The organism is Corallococcus silvisoli, assembly GCF_009909145.1.
Taxonomy (GTDB): domain Bacteria; phylum Myxococcota; class Myxococcia; order Myxococcales; family Myxococcaceae; genus Corallococcus; species Corallococcus silvisoli.
Window position 1 is genome coordinate 288,212 of record NZ_JAAAPJ010000007.1, and the last position, 22,087, is coordinate 310,298.

13 protein-coding genes and 1 pseudogene are annotated in these 22,087 nt (G+C 71.2%); 13 read left to right on the forward strand and 1 reads right to left on the reverse strand.

Going from position 1 to position 22,087, the window contains the following annotated elements; all coding sequences use genetic code 11:
• Positions 1 to 26 precede the first annotated feature (26 nt).
• The 7 genes from GTY96_RS15565 (at position 27) to GTY96_RS15595 (ending at position 14,652) form a co-directional block, all read left to right on the forward strand.
• Complete coding sequence (locus tag GTY96_RS15565) at positions 27 to 3,842, forward strand: nSTAND1 domain-containing NTPase (protein ID WP_161665139.1); 3,816 nt, start codon at positions 27 to 29, stop codon at positions 3,840 to 3,842.
• 186 nt (positions 3,843 to 4,028) lie between these two features.
• Positions 4,029 to 4,997 (forward strand): ADYC domain-containing protein, encoded by a 969-nt coding sequence (locus GTY96_RS15570; RefSeq protein ID WP_161665140.1) that lies wholly within the window; start codon positions 4,029 to 4,031, stop codon positions 4,995 to 4,997.
• A gap of 259 nt (positions 4,998 to 5,256) precedes the next feature.
• Positions 5,257 to 7,134, forward strand: coding sequence for a hypothetical protein (locus tag GTY96_RS15575; protein ID WP_161665141.1), 1,878 nt, complete (start codon positions 5,257 to 5,259; stop codon positions 7,132 to 7,134).
• Between the two features lie 257 nt (positions 7,135 to 7,391).
• Positions 7,392 to 8,654: an efflux RND transporter periplasmic adaptor subunit gene (locus tag GTY96_RS15580; protein WP_161665142.1), complete on the forward strand. Its 1,263-nt coding sequence runs from the start codon at positions 7,392 to 7,394 to the stop codon at positions 8,652 to 8,654.
• 51 nt (positions 8,655 to 8,705) lie between these two features.
• Positions 8,706 to 11,891: an efflux RND transporter permease subunit gene (locus GTY96_RS15585; RefSeq protein WP_161665143.1), complete on the forward strand. Its 3,186-nt coding sequence runs from the start codon at positions 8,706 to 8,708 to the stop codon at positions 11,889 to 11,891.
• Between the two features lie 72 nt (positions 11,892 to 11,963).
• Complete coding sequence (locus tag GTY96_RS15590) at positions 11,964 to 13,922, forward strand: 4-alpha-glucanotransferase (RefSeq protein WP_161665144.1); 1,959 nt, start codon at positions 11,964 to 11,966, stop codon at positions 13,920 to 13,922.
• A gap of 322 nt (positions 13,923 to 14,244) precedes the next feature.
• Complete coding sequence (locus GTY96_RS15595; RefSeq protein WP_143903859.1) at positions 14,245 to 14,652, forward strand: hypothetical protein; 408 nt, start codon at positions 14,245 to 14,247, stop codon at positions 14,650 to 14,652.
• Between the two features lie 14 nt (positions 14,653 to 14,666).
• On the opposite strand, the gene GTY96_RS15600 is transcribed toward GTY96_RS15595, so the two are convergent.
• Entirely contained in the window at positions 14,667 to 15,320 is a 654-nt protein-coding gene (locus GTY96_RS15600) for an AMIN-like domain-containing (lipo)protein (protein ID WP_161665145.1), read from the reverse strand.
• Positions 15,321 to 15,493: 173 nt separating this feature from the next.
• Here GTY96_RS15600 and GTY96_RS15605 point away from each other — a divergent pair, with 173 nt between their 5' ends.
• The 6 genes and pseudogenes from GTY96_RS15605 to GTY96_RS15630 all read left to right on the forward strand — a co-directional run bounded on the left by GTY96_RS15605 (position 15,494) and on the right by GTY96_RS15630 (position 22,084).
• Positions 15,494 to 16,792, forward strand: a complete 1,299-nt coding sequence (locus GTY96_RS15605) for a pyridoxal phosphate-dependent aminotransferase (protein WP_143903863.1) — start codon at positions 15,494 to 15,496, stop codon at positions 16,790 to 16,792.
• A 66-nt stretch (positions 16,793 to 16,858) separates the two neighbouring features.
• Positions 16,859 to 18,148, forward strand: a complete 1,290-nt coding sequence (locus GTY96_RS15610) for an NTP/NDP exchange transporter (RefSeq protein WP_143903865.1) — start codon at positions 16,859 to 16,861, stop codon at positions 18,146 to 18,148.
• On the forward strand, positions 18,145 to 19,314 hold the full coding sequence (locus GTY96_RS15615; protein WP_143903867.1) for an NAD-dependent epimerase/dehydratase family protein: 1,170 nt from the start codon (positions 18,145 to 18,147) through the stop codon (positions 19,312 to 19,314). The genes GTY96_RS15610 and GTY96_RS15615 overlap by 4 nt, the downstream gene beginning before the upstream one ends.
• 116 nt (positions 19,315 to 19,430) lie before the next feature.
• The gene (locus tag GTY96_RS15620) at positions 19,431 to 20,765 is read left to right on the forward strand and encodes an NAD(P)/FAD-dependent oxidoreductase (protein WP_143904268.1); all 1,335 of its coding nucleotides are present in this window, start codon (positions 19,431 to 19,433) and stop codon (positions 20,763 to 20,765) included.
• A 64-nt stretch (positions 20,766 to 20,829) separates the two neighbouring features.
• Positions 20,830 to 21,101: pseudogene (locus GTY96_RS15625) on the forward strand (hypothetical protein); the annotation flags it as partial.
• 653 nt (positions 21,102 to 21,754) lie between these two features.
• Positions 21,755 to 22,084: a hypothetical protein gene (locus GTY96_RS15630; protein ID WP_143903869.1), complete on the forward strand. Its 330-nt coding sequence runs from the start codon at positions 21,755 to 21,757 to the stop codon at positions 22,082 to 22,084.
• Positions 22,085 to 22,087: the final 3 nt, after the last annotated feature.

Here is a 22,087-nt window from a genome sequence, read left to right on the forward strand (position 1 = left end):
GGTCGCGGGATGCGTAGGCAGCCCCGGTGGGCTCCCCCGCATCGTCCCCACCCCCCGACGCGTGGACTCCCCCCGAGGAGTTCGACGAGTACCGCATCGTGCGGCCGCTCGGACGGGGCCGCACGGGCCGGGTGTACCTGGCCCATGACACGCTCCTGGAGCGCCCGGTCGCGGTGAAGTTCATCCCGTCGCTGGGCTCCAACGCGCTGGCGCGCTTCCTGGTGGAGGCCCGCGCCGCCGCCCGCATCCAGCACCCCAACGTCGTCACCCTGTACCGGGTGGGCCAGCTGGAGGATCAGCCGTACCTCATCTCGGAGTTCATCCGGGGCGTCAGCCTGGACCGGGTGGCCCGGCCCGTGCCCTGGGAGCGCGCGCTCGGCATTGGCCGGGACCTGGCGCGGGGCCTGGGCGCCGCCCACCGCCGGGGCGTGCTCCACCGCGACATCAAGCCCGGCAACGCCGTCCTCACCGAGGGCGGCGAGGTGAAGCTGCTCGACTTCGGCCTGGCCAAGCTGCTCGACCGGGCCGAGAGCGGTGAACCCTCCGCCCCGCGCGCGCCCATGCCCCCGCCAGAGCTGCCCGCGGACTGGGACCCGGAATCCAGCCCCGCCTTTGGCGCCCGCTCCCTGGACGGCGTCTTCCTGCCATCCCTGCCCAGGGGCGCGCTGGTGGGCACGCCCTATTACATGTCCCCGGAGGCCTGGGCCGGCGAGGAGCTCACCGCGCGCAGCGACGTGTACTCGCTGGGCGTCGTGCTCTATGAGCTGTGCGCGGGCCGGGGCCCCTTCCGCGACGTGCCCTGGCGCGAGCTGCCGGAGGCTGTCCGCACCCGCGACGTCCGGCCCCTCCTGGCTGTGGCCCCGTCGGTGGATCCCGCCTTCGCCGCCGCCATCGACAAGTGCCTCCTCCGCGACCCGGCCCAGCGGCACGCGTCCGCCGCGCAGCTGCTCGACGCGCTGGAGGCCCTGACGCGCGAGGAGCCGTCCGCAGCCGTTCCAGAAGGCAACCCCTACCGCGGCCTCCAGGCCTTCGAGGCCGAGCACCGGGCCCTCTTCTTCGGCCGCCGACGCGAGCAGCGCGCCGTGCTGGAGCGGCTCAAGGCGGAGGCCTTCCTGTTGATGACCGGCGACTCCGGCGTCGGCAAGTCGTCCCTGTGCCTCGCGGGCATCCTCCCCGCCGTGAGCGACGGGGCCCTGGAGGATGGTCGGCGCTGGCGCACCGCGCGGCTCGTGCCCGGACGCAGGCCCGTGTCCGCGCTCGCGGTGGCGCTCGCACCCGTGCTGGAGGTGGACGAGGAGCCGCTCGCGGAGACGCTGCGCCAGGACCCCACGTCGCTCGGCCGCAGGCTGCGCGCGAAGCTGGGCGCCCAGGGCGGGCTGCTCCTCTACATGGACCAGCTGGAGGAGCTGGTGACGCTGTCCCCGCCGGAGGAGGCCGCGCTCGCGGGCACCGCGCTGGGGTCGCTCACGGAGGCGGCCGGAGGGCTGCGGCTGCTCGCCACCGGGCGCAGCGACTTCCTCACCCGCCTCACCGCCGTGCCCGGCCTGGGACCGGAGGTGCCCCACGCGCTGTACCTCCTGCGCGCCCTCACGCCGGAGGAGACGCGCGAGGCCATCGTGGGCCCGGCTCGCGTCAAGGGTGTGTGCTTCGAATCCGAGGCCGTGGTGGACGCGCTCGTCGCCTCCACGGCGGCCTCCGACGGGGGCCTGCCGCTGCTCCAGTTCGCGCTGGCGGAGCTGTGGGACGCGCGCGACGAGGCCCGAGGGGTGATGACCCAGGCGGCGCTGGACTCGCTGGGCGGCGTGTCCGGGGCGCTCGCGCGGCATGCCGACGCCGCGGTGGCCCGCCTGCTGCCCGACCAGCGCTCGGCGGCGCGCGGGGTGATGCTGCGACTGGTGACGGCCGACGGCACCCGCGCGCGCAAGACGGACCGGGAGCTGGTGGGCGACGACCCCCGCTACCGCGCCGCGCTGGAGGCCCTGGTGCGCGCGCGCCTGCTCGTCGCGCGCGAAGGGGAGGGCGGCACCGCGTATGAGCTGGCCCATGAGGCGCTGCTCACCGGGTGGGCCACGCTGGCCCGCTGGCTGGTGGAGGCGGGCGAGCGCCGCGAGGTGCAGGCCCGGCTGGAGGCCGCCGCGGCGCAGTGGGAGCGGCTGGGCCATGCGCGCGAATCGCTCTGGGGCCCGCGTCAGCTGGCGGAGACCGCGGTGCTGGAGCCGTCCGAGCTCACCCAGCGCGAACAGTCCTTCCTGAACACCTCGCGCCGCACCGGCGTGCGCAGCCAGCGCATGAAGGTGGGGCTGGCGCTGGGCTTCCTCGTGTCGCTGGGCCTGGTGTACGTGGGCCTCCAATGGCGTGAGCGCCACATCCTGGATGCGCGCGTGCGGGGAGACCTGCGCGCGGCCCACGCGGACCTGGAGGCCGTGCGCCGCGAACGCGACGGGCTCCAGGCGGAGCGCGCCGAGGCCTTCCAGCTCTACGACACCGGGCACAAGGCGGACGGCGACCGCGGCTGGGCGAAGACGGCCGGGCACGCCTCCCAGCTCTCCCACCACTTCGACGCCGTGGCGGACCGGCTGGAGCGCGCCCTGGCCCTGGCGCCCGCCCGCGACGACGTGCGCGACGCGCTGGCGGACTTCCTCTACGAGCGCGCCTTGTGGGCTGAAAACGAGCGCGAAGCCGCGCTGCCCGCGCTGCTCCAGCGCCTGCGGCTCTACGACACCGACGGCGTTCGCTGGCGGCGCTGGAACACGCCCGCGCACCTGTCCCTCCAGGTGGACGCGCCCGGCGCCTCCGCGGAGCTCCGGCCCCTGACGCGCGAGCCCGGCGGCCCGGAGCTCGCGGGCGAACCCCTGCCCTCCGTCGACGCGCTGCTCGGCTCCGGTGTCGCCCTGCCCCCCGGGGCCTACCAGCTCACCGTGCGCGCGCCAGGACACGAGGAGGCAGTGCAGCCGCTGCTGCTCCAGCGAGGGGAGGCGCGTCGCGTCGCCGTGCCGCTGCCCCGCGCGGGCACGCTCCCGGAGGGCTTCGTCTATGTGCCCCCGGGAGAGGTGCGCTTCGGCAGCGCCGCCGAGTCCAGCGTGCGCGACTTCTTCAACGCCAGCCCGCTGCACGCCGTGCCCGTGCCGGGCTTCCTCGTCGCCCGTCATGAGACGACCTACGCGGACTGGCTCCAGTACCTGGAGGCCCTGCCCCCCGCGGAGCGCGCCCCGCGCCAGCCCCACGTGGGCACGGGCGGCTATGCCGGAGGTCTGTCCCTGGAGCCGGAGGGCAACGGCTGGCGGCTGCGCTTCCAGCCCGGCGGCGTGCGCTACACGGCGAGGACGGGCGAGCTCCTGAAGTACGCCCGGCGCACCCAGCGCACGGAGCAGGACTGGCGGCTGTTCCCGGTGAGCGGCATCTCCTTCGCCGACGCGGAGGCCTACGTAGGCTGGCTGTCCGTGTCCGGGCGCGTGCCGGGGGCGCGGCTGTGCTCCGAGCTGGAGTGGGAGCGGGCCGCGCGCGGGGTGGACGGCCGCGAGTACCCCCACGGTGGCCGCCTGGGCCCGGACGAGGCCAACGTGGACATCACCTACGGCAAGGACCCGGGCGGCTTCGGCCCGGACGCCGTGGGCAGCCACCCCGCGTCCCGCAGCCCCTTCGGCGCGGACGACATGGCGGGCAACGTGTGGGAGTGGACCCGCTCGTGGCTGGAGCCGGGCCGCCCGGTGGCTCGGGGCGGCAGCTACTCCTTCAACGTGACGACCGCGCGCTCCTCCAACCGCGAGCTGCCAGAGAGTTCGCTGCGCGACGTGACCGTGGGCCTGCGCGTCTGCGCGGACGTCCCCGTGTCCGAGCGCTGAGCACCACCGGACACTCGAACCCCTGGGAACCGCTGGCCTTGCCCCGCGGTCGCGCCCAAGTGGGAGCCACCGGACGCTGCAAGTGCCCGGTGTGACTCGCCGCGGTTGCCGCGCTCTGACTCCAGACAGACCTTGTGTCGTGGAAGACGGTTCGGGTCGGGGTCGGGGCAGGGAAGGGGCATCCAGATGAGGACGTTGCAGCGGCTGTTCGCGGCGAGTGTCGCCGCCATGGCGGTGGGATGTGGCGTGGAGTCGACGGGGCTCGAGGCGCCGACCCTGCGCACGCGGATGGCGGAGGTCGTGTCGCCGAACGGGCGCAACCTCAATGGACGGAACCTCAACGGGCGCAACCTCAACAACTCCGAGCTGGGCGGCATGCTGGTGTCCGTGGCGTACGCCGGAGTCCACGCCGCCACCGGCAAGCCGCTGACCGGCGTGCGGCTGGAGGGCTCCGCCTTCGTCGGCCTGGAGGGCGCCAACCCCGTCGTGGGCAACGGCTTCGCTGGCGCGCGCTTCGTCGGCACGCGGGGCGACGGCGCCTCCGTCGACCTGCGCGTGGACAGCATCACCCAGGGCAGCGGCGCCGACAGCGACCTGTGGTCCTACCGCGTCTCCTACCAGGACGAAGCCGGCGGCTGGCGCCCGGTGTGTCAGGACGCCAGCGGCGCGGCGGCCTCCGCCATCGCCGTGGCGGGCCGCTGGAACTATCTCCAGGGCGTGCGGGGCGGCGGTGAGAAGGTCGACGATGCCAGCGCCTTCACCTTCGCCTGCGAGGGCGCCGCCATCGCGAAGTGCATGCACTTTGGCTACAAGCCCTGGGCCACCGACGCCAGCGGCCAGAGCCTCGCGGGCCACCACCAGGCCTGCACCCGCATGGTGCGCGCGGACTTCTGTGGCGACGGCGAGTCCCACACCTCCGATGGCCAGTGGGTCAATCTCTACGACGGCGCGGGCATCCAGGCCGACTCCGAGTCCTGGGGCCTGGAGGCCGAGTGGAACGAGGCGGGCGCGCGCTGCTTCACCTCCGAGACCCGCGCCCATGTGCCCGTGACCTGCTCGGGCTTCACCGCCATCCCCGACTGCGGGGACACCGCCCACTTCCAGTCCGGCACCCGGCTCATCAGCGAGTCGCCGTACGGGGCCAGCGGCTTGTAGCCTGACAGGCTACGGCAAACCCAGACTTGTAGCGGATTACGCTACAAAATCTGCAAGTCGATAAATGTCAGTGATTCATGGTATGAGAAACGCCTGATTCGCCTCCGTGTCGCAAGGACCGGAGGGGGGTGGGGTGTTTTTCCGCATTCACGGAGGGGGGACGGGACCGGTGTGTCCGGAGCCCGGCGAACGGTGAGGGGGGAGGGGTGCCCCATCGATGCCTGTCGTCGCGGTATCCCCGTCGTGAGTGGAGCACCCCATGAAGCCTGAGCTGTCGTTGTGGTGGAAGTCTTCCTGGAGCGTGCGGCTGCGTCTGCCGTTCGCGCTCCTGGCCTCGTCGTTGGCGGTGGGCTGTGGTCAGCCCGCCCCCGAGTCCTCCGAACCCCCCGCGCCTTCCGCGCCCGTGGCGAATTCCTCCGCCATGGCCACGGTCCCATCCGGCAACCAGGAGGTGGCGCTGGCGGACTCGGAGGAGGAGGCGCCCGCGCGCCCCGTGGTGGAGTCGCTCTTCGCCATCCCGAAGGACGTGACCAGCAAGACCACGGCCACGGTGTTCGAGCTGAAGCTGGAAGAGAAGCGCGAGCAGAACGAGCAGTTCCGGGGGAAGACCCTGACGATGCTGGACGGCACCCAGCAGCTGCTCTTCCGCGACGACGGCGAGGGTGGCGACGCGGTGGCGGGGGACCTGCTGTTCACCGCGAGCGGCACCTTCGACTTCGTGGCGCTCCAGGCGGAGCAGGACCGCATCACCAAGGTGCAAGCCCAGTCGCAGGCGCAGCTGACGACCGATGTGTTCGAGGGCCGCGAGCTGGTGCGCACCGTCCCGGTGGTGGCGCTGTCCAAGCAGTTCCCGACGGGCCAGCGCGTGCCCATCCGTCCCATCGGGCTGGCGACGCTGGTGGACCCCGCGCGCTCGCTCATCATCCGGGCGCCCTCCGTGGTGAAGGACCCGACGCGCACGTGGGACCCGTGCACCAACACGGGCAACCCGAACGGGAAGTGGACGTTCAACTACCTGATGACGGAGATGGCCAACCAGCCGTTCACCGGCGTGGCCCCGTCCACCTTCGTGCGCGAGTGGCTGCGGCAGTGGGAGACCGCGAAGACGGTCAACTCCTTCACCACGCCGCCGCGCACGTCCATCGTGACCAAGCTCATCAACCCCTGGCCGAAGGTGGCCGGCGAGCTGGACCTGACGAAGTCGCCGTTCACGCTGGTGGCCGTGGTCAACCGGCTGGACCTGGCGGGCAACAACCCCGCGTACGGCTCCGGGCGCGCGGGCGAGGGGCGCTTCATCTTCGCCGCCACCGAGGGCACGGGCACCTCCTGCCACACGGTGCCCTTCCTGGTCATCCTGGAGTACGGGGTGGACAAGAACGACTGCGTGTCCATCAAGACCTATGCGCAGCAGTGGCAGGCCCTGTCGTCCATGACGCTGGGCAGCGCGTCGTACAACGCGGCGCTGGAGGCCCTCACGGAGCAGTTCGCCAGGCGCGACCTGTCTCCGCGCAAGCCCAACCGCAGCTCCATCAACCAGGTGCGCACCAACGAGAACTGGCTGCAGACGTCGCCCTGGGAGCTGAGGGAGTCCCGCCTGTGGAACGCGTCGGTGAGCCCGGCGTCGTTCGCCGCGCCCGGACCGGTGCTGGGCCTGCTCAACAGCCACACCGTGGCCCAGACGCCGGACCGCGCCACGAAGGCCTCCCTGTTCCCGGCGTATGTGAACGCCAACGTGCCGCCCATCGTCGCCGTGCCGCCCACGTACACCGTGCCGCTCGCGTGGGGCAGCGGGGCGTTCCGCGGGGGACGCGCCATCGTGACGTCCACGTCCGCCAGCCCTCCGTTCTGGAGCCAGCCCCCGGCGACCATCCCCAACCGTCAGGCCCGCCATGTGTTCTCGCTCAACACCTGCGACGGCTGCCACGGCGATGAGCTTGGAACGCCCTTCACCCACGTGAACCAGACGGGAGCGCTGTCGCCCTTCCTGAGCGGCGCGCTCGTCGTGCCGGACCGGGCGGACGGCGCGCCCACGCGCACCTTCAACGAGGTGCTCGCGCGCCAGACGTTCCTGGATCAGGTGGCGAACCAGAGCTGCCTGACGCTGCCGTTCCTCAGCACCAGCGCGGCGGTCCACTAGTCCTCCCGGGACGTGCCCCGCTGGAGGCGGGCCCGCGGCCTCCGTCCCCACGTCCGGGGGCGGAGGCCGTCGTCGTCCAGGGCCCCGTGCGCATGGCTCCCCGCCTGCCGTGAGGACGAGCCCGGGGTGTTCTCCATCCTTTCGGGTGGGCGCGGCGCGACTTCCCCGGGCGGGGGGGCGGCACCACGTTTACCCGGCCCCGGGGATGCCCCCGGGTGGGACCCTGGAGTGGCAGTGGGGGCCGGGGGAGGCACGCCGTGGGACGAGCCGAAACGACAACGGGACGCCGGGCCCCGCGCACGGGCCCGCGACTGGGGGGGCTGCTGGCCATCGCCTGGCTGGTCGGTGCCTGTGGGCAGCGCTCCGAGCAGGCGGTCGCCTCCACCGCGCCCGTGGTGGTGTCGCTGGGGCCGGAGAACGTGGTGCGCGTGGAGCCCCAGCGGCTGGAGACCGGTCCCGTCATCTCCGGGTCGCTCCAGGCGCGGCGGCTGGCCAGCGTCCGCGCGGAGGTGGGGGGCAGCATCGTGGAGGTGAAGGCGGACCAGGGGCAGGCGGTGAAGGAGGGGGACCTCCTGGCTCGCGTGGAGGAGGGCACGCTGCGCGAGCAGGTGCTGGCGGCCAGCTCCACCGTGCGCGTGGCGCGCAATGCCTTGCAGGTGGCGAAGGAGGATGAGCAGCGCAACCAGCTGTTGGTCAAGCAGGGCGTCATCACCCGCCGCGACTTCGACCGCATGCAGCTGGCGCGGACGCAGGCGGAGGGTCAGCTGGCGGACGCGCAGGCGCGGCTGAAGCTGGCGCAGGACCAGCTGGGCCGCACGAAGGTGGCCGCGCCCTTCGCGGGCGTGGTGAGCGAGCGGCAGGTGCACACGGGCGACATCGTCCAGCCGGGCGCGCCGCTCTTCACGGTGGTGGACCCCGGCACGCTGTGGCTGGAGGCCTCCGTGCCCGCGGCGCAGCTGGCCCAGGTGAAGGTGGGCACGTCGGTGGACTTCCGCGTCAACGGCTACGCGGACCGCGCCTTCCGGGGCCAGGTGGAGCGCATCAACCCGGCGGTGGATCCCGCCACGGGCCAGGTGCGCATCTACGTGAACATCCCCAACAGCGAGCAGGTGCTCCTGTCCGGCCTGTTCGCCCAGGGGCGCGTGGCGTCGCAGTCGAAGGAGGCGCTGGCCGTCCCCCTGGACGCGCTGGACACGCGCCAGGAGCCGCCCACCGTGCAGCGCATCGCCGATGGCAAGGTGGAGGAGGTGGCGGTGACGCTGGGCCTGCGAGACGACGTGGCGCAGACCGTGGAGGTGCGCTCGGGGTTGAAGGCCGGGGACGTGGTGTTGCTCGGCTCCGCGCGCGACCTGACGAGCGGCACGCCGGTGAAGCTCACCGCGGCGCCTGGAGCCCAGCGCAAGCCCGCGGCCCCGCGGGAGGGGCAGGGCGTGGGGGGCGCTGGCGGCGCGTCCGGCGCGCCCGTGCAGGCCCCGGATGCGGGCACGGCCGCGACACCCGCCCAGGCCCCGGCGAAGTGACAGCGGGCGCGGCCGCGCGCCCCCACCCTTGCATCAGCGCAGGAGTCGTCCGTGTTCATCTCCGACTTCGCCATCAAGCGTCCCATCATCACCATCACGGCGATGGTGGCGCTCGTCGTGTTCGGCATCGTCGCGCTCTTCAACCTGGAGACGGACGAGTTCCCGGACATCCAGCAGCCGGTCATCAACGTCACCATCGCCTACCCGGGCGCGGCACCCGACACGGTGGAGCGCGAAATCGTCGAGCCCATCGAGGACGCCATCTTCGCCATCTCCGGCGTGGACGGGAAGAAGACGACCTCCAGCTCCACGGACAGCCTGGCGAACTTCACGGTCTTCTTCGACTTCGAGAAGGACATCCAGGAGGCGTCGCAGGACATCCGGGACGCCATCTCCAGCAAGCGCGCGGACCTGCCGCAGGAGATGGAGGAGCCCATCCTCACGCGCTTCGACCCCGCGGACCAACCCATCGTGTCGCTGGTGCTCACGTCGGACTCGCTGGACGTGCCCGCGCTGTCGCTCATCGCGGACCCGCTGGTCGTGGGGGACCTGCGCTCGGTGCCCGGCGTGGCGCAGGCCACGGTGGTGGGCGGCGTGAAGCGGGAGATGACGGTGCAGGTGCGGCCCGCGGCGCTCCAGGCGGCGGGCCTCTCCGTGGCCCAGGTGGTGGCCGCGCTCCAGGCGCAGAACCTGGCGGCGCCGGTGGGCCGGCTCAACACCGAACTTCAGGAGCGCACCATCCGGCTCAAGGGCCGGCTGGAGACCCCCGTGGACTTCGCGCAGGTGCCCATCGCGGAGCGCAACGGGCGCATGCTGCGGCTGGGGGAGGTGGCGGACGTGTTCGCGGGCACGGAGGAGCCGCGCACGCTGTCGCTCTACAACGGCGCGCAGGCCGTGGGCATCGAGGTCATCAAGGCCAAGGGCCACAGCACCACCGAGGTCGCGGACGGCGTGCGCGAGCGCGTGAAGCTGCTCCAGCAGCGGCTGCCCGCCAACGCGAAGCTGGAGATCGTCCGCGACGCGGGCACCCGCGTGGAGAACTCCGTCGTCAACGTGCAGCAGGCGCTGATTGAAGGCGCGCTCCTCACGGTGCTGGTGGTGTTCCTGTTCCTCAACTCGTGGCGCTCGACGGTCATCACCGGCCTGGCGCTGCCCGTGAGCGTGCTGGCGTCCTTCGTGAGCGTGTGGGCGTTTGGCTTCACGCTCAACACGATGTCGCTGCTGGGGCTGACGCTGGCCATCGGCATCCTCATCGACGACGCCATCGTGGTGCGTGAGAACATCGTGCGGCACGTGGAGATGGGGAAGGACCACTACACGGCGTCGCGCGAGGGCACGAACGAGATTGGCCTCGCGGTGGCGGCGACGACGTTCTCCATCGTGGCGGTGTTCGTCCCGGTGGCGTTCATGTACGGCGTCGCGGGACAGTGGTTCAAGCCGTTCGCGCTCACCATCGCGTGCTCGGTGCTGGTGTCGCTGTTCGTCAGCTTCTCGTTGGACCCGATGCTCAGCGCCTACTGGCCCGACCCGCAGGTGGAGAAGGGCGAGCGGCGCAACTTCCTCTCGCGAGGGCTGGCGCGCTTCAATCACTGGTTCGACCGTCAGGCGGACCGCTACAAGCGGTTGATCGCGTGGGCGCTGGACCACCGGCTGGCCATGGTGCTGCTGGCGGTGGGGTCGCTGGTGGGCGCGGTGGCGCTGCAGGGCGTCCTGGGCGGCGCGGGCTTCGTGCCGGTGAGCGACCGCTCCGAGATCGAGATGCTGGTGGAGACGCCCGCGGGCTCCAGCCTGGACTACACGCGGCGCAAGGTGGAGGAGGTGTCCCGCATCACGCGCGCGCACCCGGAGGTCGCGTACACGTACACGACCATCGGCGTGCCGCTGCCGCTGCGCTCGCCGGGCGTGGACCAGGCGCTGGTGTACGTGCGGCTCAAGCCGAAGACGGAGCGCAAGGCGAGCCAGGAGACCCTGGGCAAGACGCTGCGCCAGGAGCTGCTCGCGGTGGGCGGCGCGTCGGTGTCGGTGTTCACCAGCGGCTTCGGCGGGGCCATCAAGTCCATCCAGCTGGAGCTGCGCGGGCCGGACGCCAAGGGGCTCAACCAGCTGGCGCAGCAGGTGATGAAGGCGGTGAAGCAGGTGCCGGGCGCGGTGGACGTGGGGCTGTCCACGCGCGGCGAGAAGCCGGAGCTGGAGGTGGAGCTGAACCGGGGCGTCGCGGGGCAGCTCAACGTGACGGTGGGGCAGGTGGCGCAGTCGCTGCGGCCGGCCTTCGCGGGCCTGGACTCCGGCGACTGGGTGGACCCCATTGGCGAGACGCGCAAGGTGATGGTGCGCCTGGCGCCGCAGTTCCGGGAGAACCCGGCCGACCTGGCGCGGCTCCCGCTGGTGGTGGGCACCGGGCCCACGGGCGTGCCGGTGGTGGTGCCGCTGGGGCAGGTGGTGACGGTGAAGCAGACCGTGGGTCCGGCGCAGATCGACCACCTGAACCGCGAGAAGGTCATCAACGTCCAGGCGAACGTGGCGGGGCGGTCGCTGTCGGAGGTGATGCGCGACGTGCAGGCGCGGCTGAAGGCCGTGAAGGTGCCGGCGGGCTACGAGGTGTCCACGGGCGGCGAGTCCGCGGACCAGCAGGAGGTGTTCAGCCGGGTGTTCCTGGCGCTGGGCGTGGCGGTGATGCTGATGTACCTCATCCTCGTCATCCAGTTCGGCTCGTTCCTGGATCCGCTGGCCATCCTGGTGTCGCTGCCCCTGTCACTCATCGGCGTGGTGCTGGCGCTGGTGCTGACGGGGGACACGCTGAACATCATGAGCCTCATCGGCGTCATCCTGCTGATGGGCATCGTGGCGAAGAACGCCATCCTGCTCATCGACTTCGCCAAGTGGCAGCACGAGAAGGGCATGCCGTTGCGCGAAGCGCTCATCGAGGCGGGGCGCATCCGCTTGCGGCCCATCATCATGACGACCCTCGCGCTCATCGCCGGCATGGTCCCGGTGGCGCTGGGACATGGCGAGGGGGGCGACTTCCGCGCGCCGCTGGGACGCGCGGTGATTGGCGGCGTCATCACGTCCACGCTGCTCACGCTGCTGGTGATTCCGACGGTGTATGAAATCCTGGCGGATGGCCGCACGTGGATGACCGGCAGGCTGCGCAGGACGTTCAAGGAGAAGGGCGGCGCGCACGAGCCGGTGCACGGGGGCGGTGAGGCGCGTCCCCAGCCGCAGGCCCGGCAGGACTGACGCCCGGAGGAAGCTCGCGTCATCCCAAAGGAACGGTTGGCGCATCGGGTCCGGAGCCATAGGGTCCGGAGTGTGGAGTCCCTGTTCCCCTGGCCTGATTCGCAGCGCTCGCTCATCGCCGAGGCCCTGGAGGCGCTGGGCGTCACCCGCTGGGTCCTGAGCATCCATGACCCCAGCTTCCCCGGCCTCCCTGGCGAGGACACGGGCCGGGGCTCGCCGTACTCCGAGGGTGCCGCCCGCTTCCTCGACTTCGCCCGGGCGCTGGGCTTCACCGGCATCCAGCTGGGGCCGCAGGGGCAGACCACCGCGCACAACCCGTCGCCGTATGACGGCACGCTGTTCTCCCGCAACACGCTCGACGTGGCGCTCGCGCCGCTCACGGAGCCGGACGGCCCCTGGGGGCGGCTGCTGTCCTCCGAGACGCTGGCCCGGCTCGTCGCGGGGGCTCCCGAGGGCGCGGGGCCAGAGGCGCGCTACCAGTATGCGAGCCGGTCCCAGGCGCTGGCGCTCCAGGAGGCCTGGGACACGTTCCGTCGCGAGCGCGACCGCGCGGAGGCTCCCGCGTCCATCCTCGCGCTCGTCCGGCGCTTCGCCGACTTCCGCCTGGAGCACCGCGAGTGGTTGGAGCCGGACGCGCTCTTCGACGTGCTCGGCGCCCAGAAGCACACGCCGGATGACTGGCGCGGGTGGGCGGATTCGTTGGAGGGGCGCCTCTTCGCTCCGCGCCCAGGGGAAGAGGCCGCGGCGGAGGCCCGCATCCGCGAGCTGCTCGCGAGCGAAGCCGACGCGGTGGAGGCGTACGCCTTCCGCCAGTTCCTCGTGCATGAGCAGCATGGGTTGCTCCGGGAGCGCGTGGCGGCGTGGGGCCTCAAGCTGTACGGCGACCTGCAGATTGGCTTCTCGCCTCGGGACACCTGGGCGCGGCAGGGGCTGTTCCTCCGCGACTACCTCATGGGGGCGCCGCCCAGCCGTACCAACCCGGAGGGCCAGCCGTGGAACTACCCCGTGCTCGACCCGGAGCGGTTCATCGCTCCGGATGGCAGCGGGCCCGGGCCGGTGCTCAGCTACATGGACGCGCGGCTGGGCAAGATGCTCTCCGAGTACGACGGGCTGCGCATCGACCACCCGCATGGGCTCGTGTGTCCGTGGGTGTACCGCGCGGGTACGTTGGATCCGCTGCGCGCCGTGCAGGGGGGCGCGCGCCTCTTCTCCTCACCGGACCTGCCGGACCACCCGGAGCTGGCTCGCTACGCCATCGTGGCTCCGGAGCAGCTGGACCGCACGGTGCCGCGCTACGCGGATGGCTGGGTGAAGTCGCTCACGCCCGAACAGGTGCGGCGGTACGCGCTCCTCTTCGACTCCGTGGTGCGCATGGCCCGCGAGCACGGCCGGGCCCGGGAGGACGTGCTGTGCGAGGTGCTGAGCACGCTTCCCCATGAGCTGTCGCGGGTGATGGCCCGCGATGGCCTGGGCCGCTTCCGCGTCACGCAGAAGGCGGACCTGAACAACCCCGCGGACGTGTACCGCAGCGAGAACGTGGCCCCCGAGGACTGGGTGATGGTGGGCAACCACGACACGAAGTCACTCTGGCGGCTGGTCGCGGAGTGGCAGTGGAGGCACGCCCTGCGCGCCCAGGCGGATTACCTCGCGGAGCGGCTGCATCCCGAAGGGGAAGGACGGGAGGCCTTCGCGCGACAGCTCGCGGAGGACCCGGGGCTGCTCGCGCAGGCGAAGTTCGCGGACCTGTTCGCCAGCCGCGCGCGCAGCGTGATGGTGTTCTTCGCGGACCTGCTGGGCATGCCCGACACGTACAACACCCCGGGCTCCGTGGACGCGCGCAACTGGTCGCTGCGCATTCCCCAGGACTGGGCCGAGCAGTACCAGCAGCGCCTGCGCGCGGGGGCCGCCCTCAACCTGCCGCAGGTGCTCGCGCTGGCCCTGCGCGCGGGGGGCGCCGAAGCCCGGACCCGTCACGCGCAGCTGCTGGAGCGGCTGGACCGTGCGGCGTCGCGGCTTCGTCATGGCGCCTAGCGCGCCATGCCACGACCGCGTCACGGCTCCCCGGGCTTCGCCGTCCACTTCGAGCCCGGAGCCCTCCGTCCGGCGTGACGCGGACGGACTTCCTCGCGCAGCGGTGGTCGTCGCTCCCGCGCCTCGCCCGCGTACCGCACCCGGTCACGACCCGGGTCCGCTGTGACAGACGTCGCGCTCGACCCGAGATGACGCGCTCGCTGTCACCCAGAGCAGGTCCCTTTTCACGGTGAGAGGAATCAGCCCAGGAACCTTTTTGAAATACGCGTTCTGAATGCTATCCGGCCTAAGCACTTCTTGATCTGGATGAGGAAGGGACCGCGTGGCGAATCTTCGTGAGTGGGAATTCGGGACGCATCGCGCGTACTTCGAAGCGCCGGACCTGTTGGTGATGAAGTTCAACGGGCCCTCGAAGCTGGAGGACTCGAAGAAGGTGTTGGAGATCTGCAAGGAGGTGTCGGCGGACGGGCCGGTGTACCTCATCTCCGACGTGTCGAACTCCAACATCGAGAAGGACTCGCGCGAGCTGCTGGTGTCACAGGCGAAGGCGGAGTGGTTCCGGGGCCACGTCTACCTGGGCACGGGGCCGCTCCAGCGCGCGGGCGCCAAGGCGCTGATGCTGGCGCTGTACTTCACCGGGAAGTGGACGGTGGACGTGGACTTCGCGGACTCGGAGCGCGACGCGCGCGAGCTCATCGCGAAGAAGCGCGCGCAGCCGCCGAAGAAGTAGCCGCTCGTCGCGCCTCAGTGCCGCACGTCCAGCACGAGGCGCATGGGGTCCTTCAGCTCCAGCACGCGGAAGGGGGCCCGGCGCGCGGTGCCCAGCACCCACGTCACCTCGCCCTCGAAGTCGCACAGGCGCTCCAGCGCCAGCACGGACGGCAGCACGGGCTTGAGCGTGCGCTGCGCCACCGTGGCCTGCCCCTGGTCGTCGTGCGCCCGGGCCGGAGTGAAGCGCACCTCCAGCGCGGCCTCCCCCGGGGGCGTCACGTCGTCTCCGGAGCCGCACTGCTGCACCGGGGTCTTCACGTACGCCACGTGGTAGCCCGGCAGGCGGGGGCCGTCGAACTCGAACACGGTGCGGTCGTAGCCCTCGTGGGTGCCGATGCGCACCGCGCGCAGCGTGACGGCGGGCGGCTCGCCGCGTGGTGTCTCCACCGGCTCCGTGGTCCACGTGGAGTCCGTCGCGCCGGCCGCGTTCGCTGGGGCCGCCACCGCGTCCAGCACCCGGTGCACCGGCGGCGCCGCGGCGGCCGGGCCCTCCCGGGGCACGGTGTTGGCGGGCGGAGGCACCGCCGGGACGTCCATGGGCACGGTCGGCGGCTCCTGTTTCTGGCAGCCCGTGCCCAGCAGTCCGCAAGCCAGCCCCAGCGCGTACAGCCCATGTCGCAGGCGCATCCCGTTCCTCCGGTCTTCCACCTCGGCCACGTCCCCCAGGGACTTCCCGCTTCCTCGCACACCGGGGCCGCTGGGAACATGGAAGATGCGCCGGCTTCGTCCGGTTGCGTATAGGGTCCGCCGGGCCCCGACCCCCGTGGGCCCCCCTCTCGCGCACTGGAGACCTCCGCCCCATGGCCCTCGACCTGACCTCCCTCCCGCGTCCCTCCCGCGACGACACCACCGTGGGCACCATGGTGCGCGGACTCGTGGGCAGCGAAATCCTCCGCATCGCCGCGGAGATCCGCGAGCTCGTGGCGAAGGGCAACAAGGTCTGCAACCTGACAGTGGGCGACTTCAGCCCGCGTGAGTTCCCCGTCCCGGACGGCCTGCGCGACCAGATTGGCACCGCGCTCCAGGCCGGTGAGACGAACTACCCGCCGTCCGACGGCGTGCTGGAGCTGCGCCAGGCCGTGCAGCGCTTCTACGAGCGCTCGCTGGGCCTGAAGTACCCGCTGGAGGGCATCGTCATCGCGGGCGGCGCGCGGCCCATCATCTACGCCACGTACCGCGCGGTGCTCGACCCGGGCGACGTCGTCGTCTACCCGGTGCCGTCGTGGAACAACAACCACTACGCGCACATGCTGGGCGCGAAGAGCGTGGTGGTGACCACGGACGCGGACGCGGGCTTCATGCCCACGCTGGCGCAGCTGGAGCCGCACCTGTCCACCGCGCGCCTGCTGTGCCTGTGCAGCCCGCTCAACCCCACCGGCACCATGGTGGATCCGGCCGCGCTGCGCGCCATCTGCGAGCGCATCGTGGCGGAGAACCGCGCGCGCGAGGGCCGGGGCCAGAAGCCCCTCATCCTGATGTACGACCACATCTACTGGGTGCTCAGCTTCGGGGGCACGAAGCACGTGACGCCCGTGGAGCTGGTGCCGGAGATGGCGCCCTACACCGTGTTCGTGGACGGCATCAGCAAGGCCTTCGCCGCCACCGGCGTGCGCGTGGGCTGGGGCGTGGGCGCGCCCACCCTCATCGCCCGCATGCGCGACGTGCTGGGCCACGTGGGCGCCTGGGCCCCCAAGGCCGAACAGGTCGCCACCGCGCGGTATCTGGACGACACACAGGCCACCGAGTCCTTCCTCGACACCATGCGCCAGCGCGTGGATGCGCGCCTGGAGGCCCTCTACAAGGGCTTCCAGCGCATGAAGGACGCCGGCTTGCCGGTGCGCGCCATCGCGCCGCAGGGCGCCATCTACCTCTCCGTCCAGTTCGACCTGGTGGGCCGGGATGGCCTCGCGACCAATGACGCCATCCGCAAGCGCCTCCTGGAGAAGGCCCGCTTCGCGGTGGTGCCCTTCCAGGCGTTCGGTCTGGCGGAGGAGTCCGGCTGGTTCCGCCTCTCCGTGGGCGCCACCTCCGTCGCCGAAATCGAGGAGGCCCTGCCCCGCGTGGAGGCCGCCGTGCGCGAAATCCTCGCCGCGAAGTAGCGCCCCCTCCCCAGCCGGGGGGACAGGGAATAGCCTGCCCACGCGGGCGTTGAGGGCGCCGCCATCATGCTCAAGCGCTTCGTGGACGTCCGTGACGAGGAGGTGGGGGCGGTCCTCGGAGCGTTCCTCTACTTCTTCACGCTGATGTGCGGCTACGCCATCCTGCGGCCCATCCGAAACGAGATGGGCACCGCGGGGGACGTGAAGCACCTGCCCTGGCTCTTCACGGTCACCTTCGTCGTGATGCTGCTGGCGGTGCCGGCCTTCTCCGCGTTGGTGGCGCGCTATCCCCGGCGGGTGGTGGTGCCGCGCGTCTACCGCTTCTTCCTCTTCAACCTGCTGGCGTTCTTCGCGCTGCTCAAGTGGGGCGTGGCGCGCGAGGGCGTGGCGCGGGCCTTCTACGTCTGGCTGAGCGTCTACAACCTGTTCGTCGTCTCCATCTTCTGGAGCTTCATGGCGGACGTGTTCGCCAGCGACCAGGGCAAGCGGCTCTTCGGCTTCATCGCGGCGGGCGGCACGACGGGGATGATTGTCGGGCCGTTCCTGGTGGGGCGGCTGGCGGAGGGCGTGGGGCCGGTGAACCTCATCCTCCTGTCCGCGGTGATGCTGGAGGTGAGCGCGCAGTGCGTGCGCCGCCTGGGCCACTGGGCGCGGGACGTCCAGCACCAGCCCGCCACGCGCGAGGGCCCGGTGGGCGGCGGGATGCTGGCGGGCCTGAAGCTGCTGGTGCGCTCGCCGTTCCTGCTCGCGCTGGGACTCCAGGTGTTGCTGTACGCGGCCACCTCCACGTTCCTGTACTACCAGGAGGTGCAGCTGGTGGCGTCGATGGCGAAGGACGCGGCGGCGCGCACGGCGGCCTTCGCGGACATCGACTTCTGGGTGCAGGTGCTGACCCTGGGGCTCCAGACGCTGGTCACCGGGCGGGTCATCTCCCGGCTGGGGCTGGGCGTGGCGATGGCGGTGGCGCCGGTGCTCACGCTGGTGGGCTTTGGCGTGCTGGCGTTCGCGCCGGTGCTCGCGGTGCTCATCGGCGTGAAGTCGCTGCGGGGCGCGAGCCACTACGCGCTGGAGCGCCCGTCGCGAGAGATCCTCTTCACCACCGTGGACCGCGAGGCCCGCTACAAGTCCAAGAGCTTCATCGACACGGTCGTGTACCGCGGCAGCGACACGGTGAGCGCGTGGCTGCAGGGCGGCCTCACCGCGCTGGGCCTGGGCATGACGGGCCTGTCCCTGGCGGCGCTGCCGGTGGCCGCGCTGTGGCTGGCGGTGGCCTTCTACCTGTCGCGCCAGCAGCGCGCGCGCGTCCCGGAAGCAGTGCAACAGCAGGCGACCCTCCCTGGAGGAACCACGGCATGAAGCTGTCCCGAAGAAGCGTGATGCAAGCGGCGGCCGCGTTGGGCGCGGTCCAGGCATTGGGCTGTGCGTCGTCCTCGAAGGCGGGCCTCGCGCCCAGCCCCGACAAGGAGGCGGACAGCGCTCCGGGCAAGCCCCTGCGCATCCTCATCCTGGGAGGCACGCGGTTCCTGGGGCCCGCGCTGGTGCAGGTGGCGCAGGCCCGAGGCCACACGCTCACGCTCTTCAACCGCGGCAAATCCAACCCGGGCCTCTTCCCGGACGTGGAGAAGTTGCAGGGCGACCGCGACCCCAACAAGGGCGAGGGCCTGAAGGCATTGGAGGGCCGCGAGTGGGACGCCGTCATCGACACGTCCGGCTATGTGCCGCGCATCGTGAAGGCCTCCGCGGAGCTGCTCGCCCCGCGCGTGGGGCAGTACGTCTTCATCTCCAGCGTGTCCGTCTACAAGGAGATGACGAAGAAGGACCTCAACGAGTCGGACGCCGTCGCCACCATCCCGGATGAGACCACCGAGGTGGTGAATGACGAGAGCTACGGCGCGCTCAAGGCGCTGTGCGAGAAGGCCGCGGAGGCCGCGCTGCCCGGCCGCGCCCTCAACATCCGCCCCGGCCTCATCGTGGGGCCGGACGACGGCTCCGACCGCTTCACCTATTGGCCGCTGCGGGTGGCCAAGGGCGGCGAGGTGCTGGCCCCCGGCGACGGAGAGGATCCGGTGCAGGTCATCGACGCGCGCGACCTGGCGGCCTTCATCATCCGGAACGTGGAGCGCCGCTCCATGGGCATCTTCAACGTCACCGGTCCCCTGAGGACCCTGAAGATGCGCGGCATGTTGGAGGACATCCGCGCGGCCACCGGGAGCGACGCGCGCTTCACCTGGGTGGACGCGGCCTTCCTGGAGCAGCAGAAGGTGACGGCCTTCGGAGACATGCCCGCGTGGGTGCCGCGCACGGGGCCGGAGAGCGGCATCGGCTGCGCGAGCATCGCCCGCGCCACCCAGGCGGGCCTGACCGTCCGCCCGCTCGCGGACACGGTGCGCGACACGCTGACCTGGTTCCATGCGCTGCCCGCGGACCGGCAGCAGCAGCTGCGCTCGGGCCTCTCCGCCGAGCGCGAGCGCGAGGTGCTGGCTGCCTGGCATCAGGCGAAGGGCACGGCTCGGGCGGGCTGAGGTCCCTGGGGGACGCCTGTCCGTGGGGTGGGCAGGCGTCCGGTCGTGGGCCGTGGGGCAGGCGGGGCCAGGGGAGGTGCTGGCCGGGCGCGTCATGCGTCCGCACCTTGTCCACCATGGAACGCGACCGGGACAGCAGGCATCACGTGGTCATCGTGGGGGCGGGCTTTGGAGGGCTCCAGGCGGCGAAGGCCCTGGGCAAGGCCCGCGGTGTGCGGGTGACGGTGGTGGACCGCTACAACCATCACGTCTTCCAGCCGCTGCTGTACCAGGTGGCGACGGCGGTGTTGAACCCGGCGGACATCTCCGCGCCCATCCGCAGCGTGCTGCAGTCGCGCAACACGCGGGTGCTGCTGGCGGAGGCGCAGTCGGTGGATGTCGAGCGCAAGGTGCTGCGCGTCGAGGGCGGAGAGCTCGCGTACGACTCGTTGATCATCGCGACGGGCGCGGCGCACTCGTACTTCCAGCATCCGGAGTGGGCGCAGGTGGCGCCCGGCCTGAAGACGCTGGAGGACGCGGTGCGCATGCGCGAGCGCATCCTCACGGCGTTCGAGGCCGCCGAGCGCGAGACCGACCCCGAGCGCCAGCGCGAGTGGCTGACCTTCGTCATCATTGGCGGGGGGCCCACAGGGGTGGAGCTGGCGGGGGCGCTCGCGTACATGACGCGGCACTCGCTGCCCCGGGACTTCCGGCGCATCGACACGCGCAAGGCGCGGGTCGTCCTGGTGGAGGGCATGCCGCGCGTGCTGACCGCGTATCCGGAGACGCTGTCCGAGGACGCGCGGCGCGACCTGGAGCGGCTGCACGTGGAGGTGCACACCGGGGCGATGGTGACGGGCGTGGACGCGACGGGCGTCACGATGGGGGAGGAGCACATCCCCACGCGCACGGTGCTGTGGGGCGCGGGCGTGGCGGCGTCTCCGCTGGTGCGCTCACTGGGGGGGCCGCTGGACCGGGCGGGGCGGGTGAAGGTGACGCCGCTCCTGACGGTGCCGGGCCGCGACGACGTGTATGTGATTGGGGACGTGGCGGCGGTGCAGCAGCATGGCAAGCCGGTGCCGGGCATCGCGCCGGCGGCGATGCAGATGGGGCGGCACGCGGCGAGGACGGTGCGGGACCGGCTGTCGCGCCGTCCGCTGCGCGCGTTCCGCTACCACGACAAGGGCAACTTCGCGGTGATTGGCCGAGGCTACGCGGTGGGGGTGCTCCTCGACCGGTGGCGGATGCGGGGCGCGCCGGCGTGGCTGGTCTGGGCGGGGGTGCACATCGCCTACCTGATCGGCTTCCGCAACCGGCTGTCGGTGATGCTCAACTGGGCCTACACGTTCCTCACCAAGGGCGGCCGGGACATGCGGCTCATCACCGGCAGGGTGGCCCCCCACATGCCGACCCTGCCGGCGCCCGTCGCGCGGCCGGAGCTGCCGGCCTCGCAGGTCGCGCCCGTGCACTGAGGGCGTGAGAAGAAACTAACGTCCCTGATGCGTCCGATGGATGCATGGGCGCCGCACTGCGCTCATGGGTCGCCATGGCGGGGGCAGACGGCCGCGAGTGCGTGTGCTTCAGCCGAAACGGAAGCAGGTGCTGGTGCGAAACGGAAGCAGGTGCTGGTGGCTCGGACCTACGAGCAGTTGGTTGACCGAGGTCATCCGGTACGCGCCATATTGGCGGCTGTCGAAGAGCTGGACATGTCGGACTTCGAGCGCTCCGTCCGTGCGCGTCAACATCACGTGGGTCGTTCGACGGTGGACCCGCGGCTGTTGCTGGCGTTGTGTGTGTATTGGCAGAGGTAGGGCCTCTCCAGCGCTCATGCGTAGCTCCTTGCTGGAGCCCATCGTGACAAACGAATCGCGAGGAGAGGAGGTTGTCGCTCGATTGGTGGGATGAGGCTTGACGGCATGGAATTGGAGCAGACGAGGGATATGTTGAGCGCGCAGGCGAAGGCACAGGCGGGAGTGCGAGTGCGGCTGTGATTCGATGGGACCTTCCGTGACCTCGGCCTGGCGGCCTCTCCCAGGATGAGCCGATGGACCTCTACGAGGTGGTCCGCCAGTGATATGAGCGTTACAGCACAGTCATCACCTCCACCACATCATTGAGAGAGGCCGCCCCTCCTCGGTGCCCCGCGGATGGCCAACGCCGCCATGGACTGGCTTCTCCACTACGCCCACGTCCTCGTCATTGAAGGCGACAGCCACTGCAATCCGCCCCCTGCCCGGCGTCGCAAGCCTTCAGCCGCCGACGCCAGGTCGTCCGCAGTGGATCCGTTTGCCGCCCCGACCGCGTCAGCGCTGCGAACTCGAATCGCTGCATCTCACCAGGGCGATCTGCTTGGCCGAACCTCATGCAATCCACGGCCCGGCCCCTACGGTCTCGGGCCACAATTCATCCCAGGCCCCGCACATCGAGAGACTTTTCTGTGTTTTAGAGTGTTTTCTTGACAATGTCCGAGAGGATCATGTTTAGGACTTCAGAAAATAGGAGGAGTCCGACCCCTGAGTTGCTGAACGGAAACCTCTTTTGCAAGGAACTCTATTCGGAGAAGGAGCTCAGAAAGAGGCCTGGAACTGACTCCATCATCTGGTGTGAGAGAAAGTTCGACAAGGACAGGTCGCGAATCAGTGAGCCTGAGTGCCTCATTAAGATCCTGGTTCATGAATTCTCCCACACCTGTGGCATGAAACATCTCAATGACGGTGGCGACCCAAGAAGAGCCCCTGGCATCCCCGGTATTGCCGGTAACGGTATTGAGGGCTGTTTTGCAAAGAACTAGGGT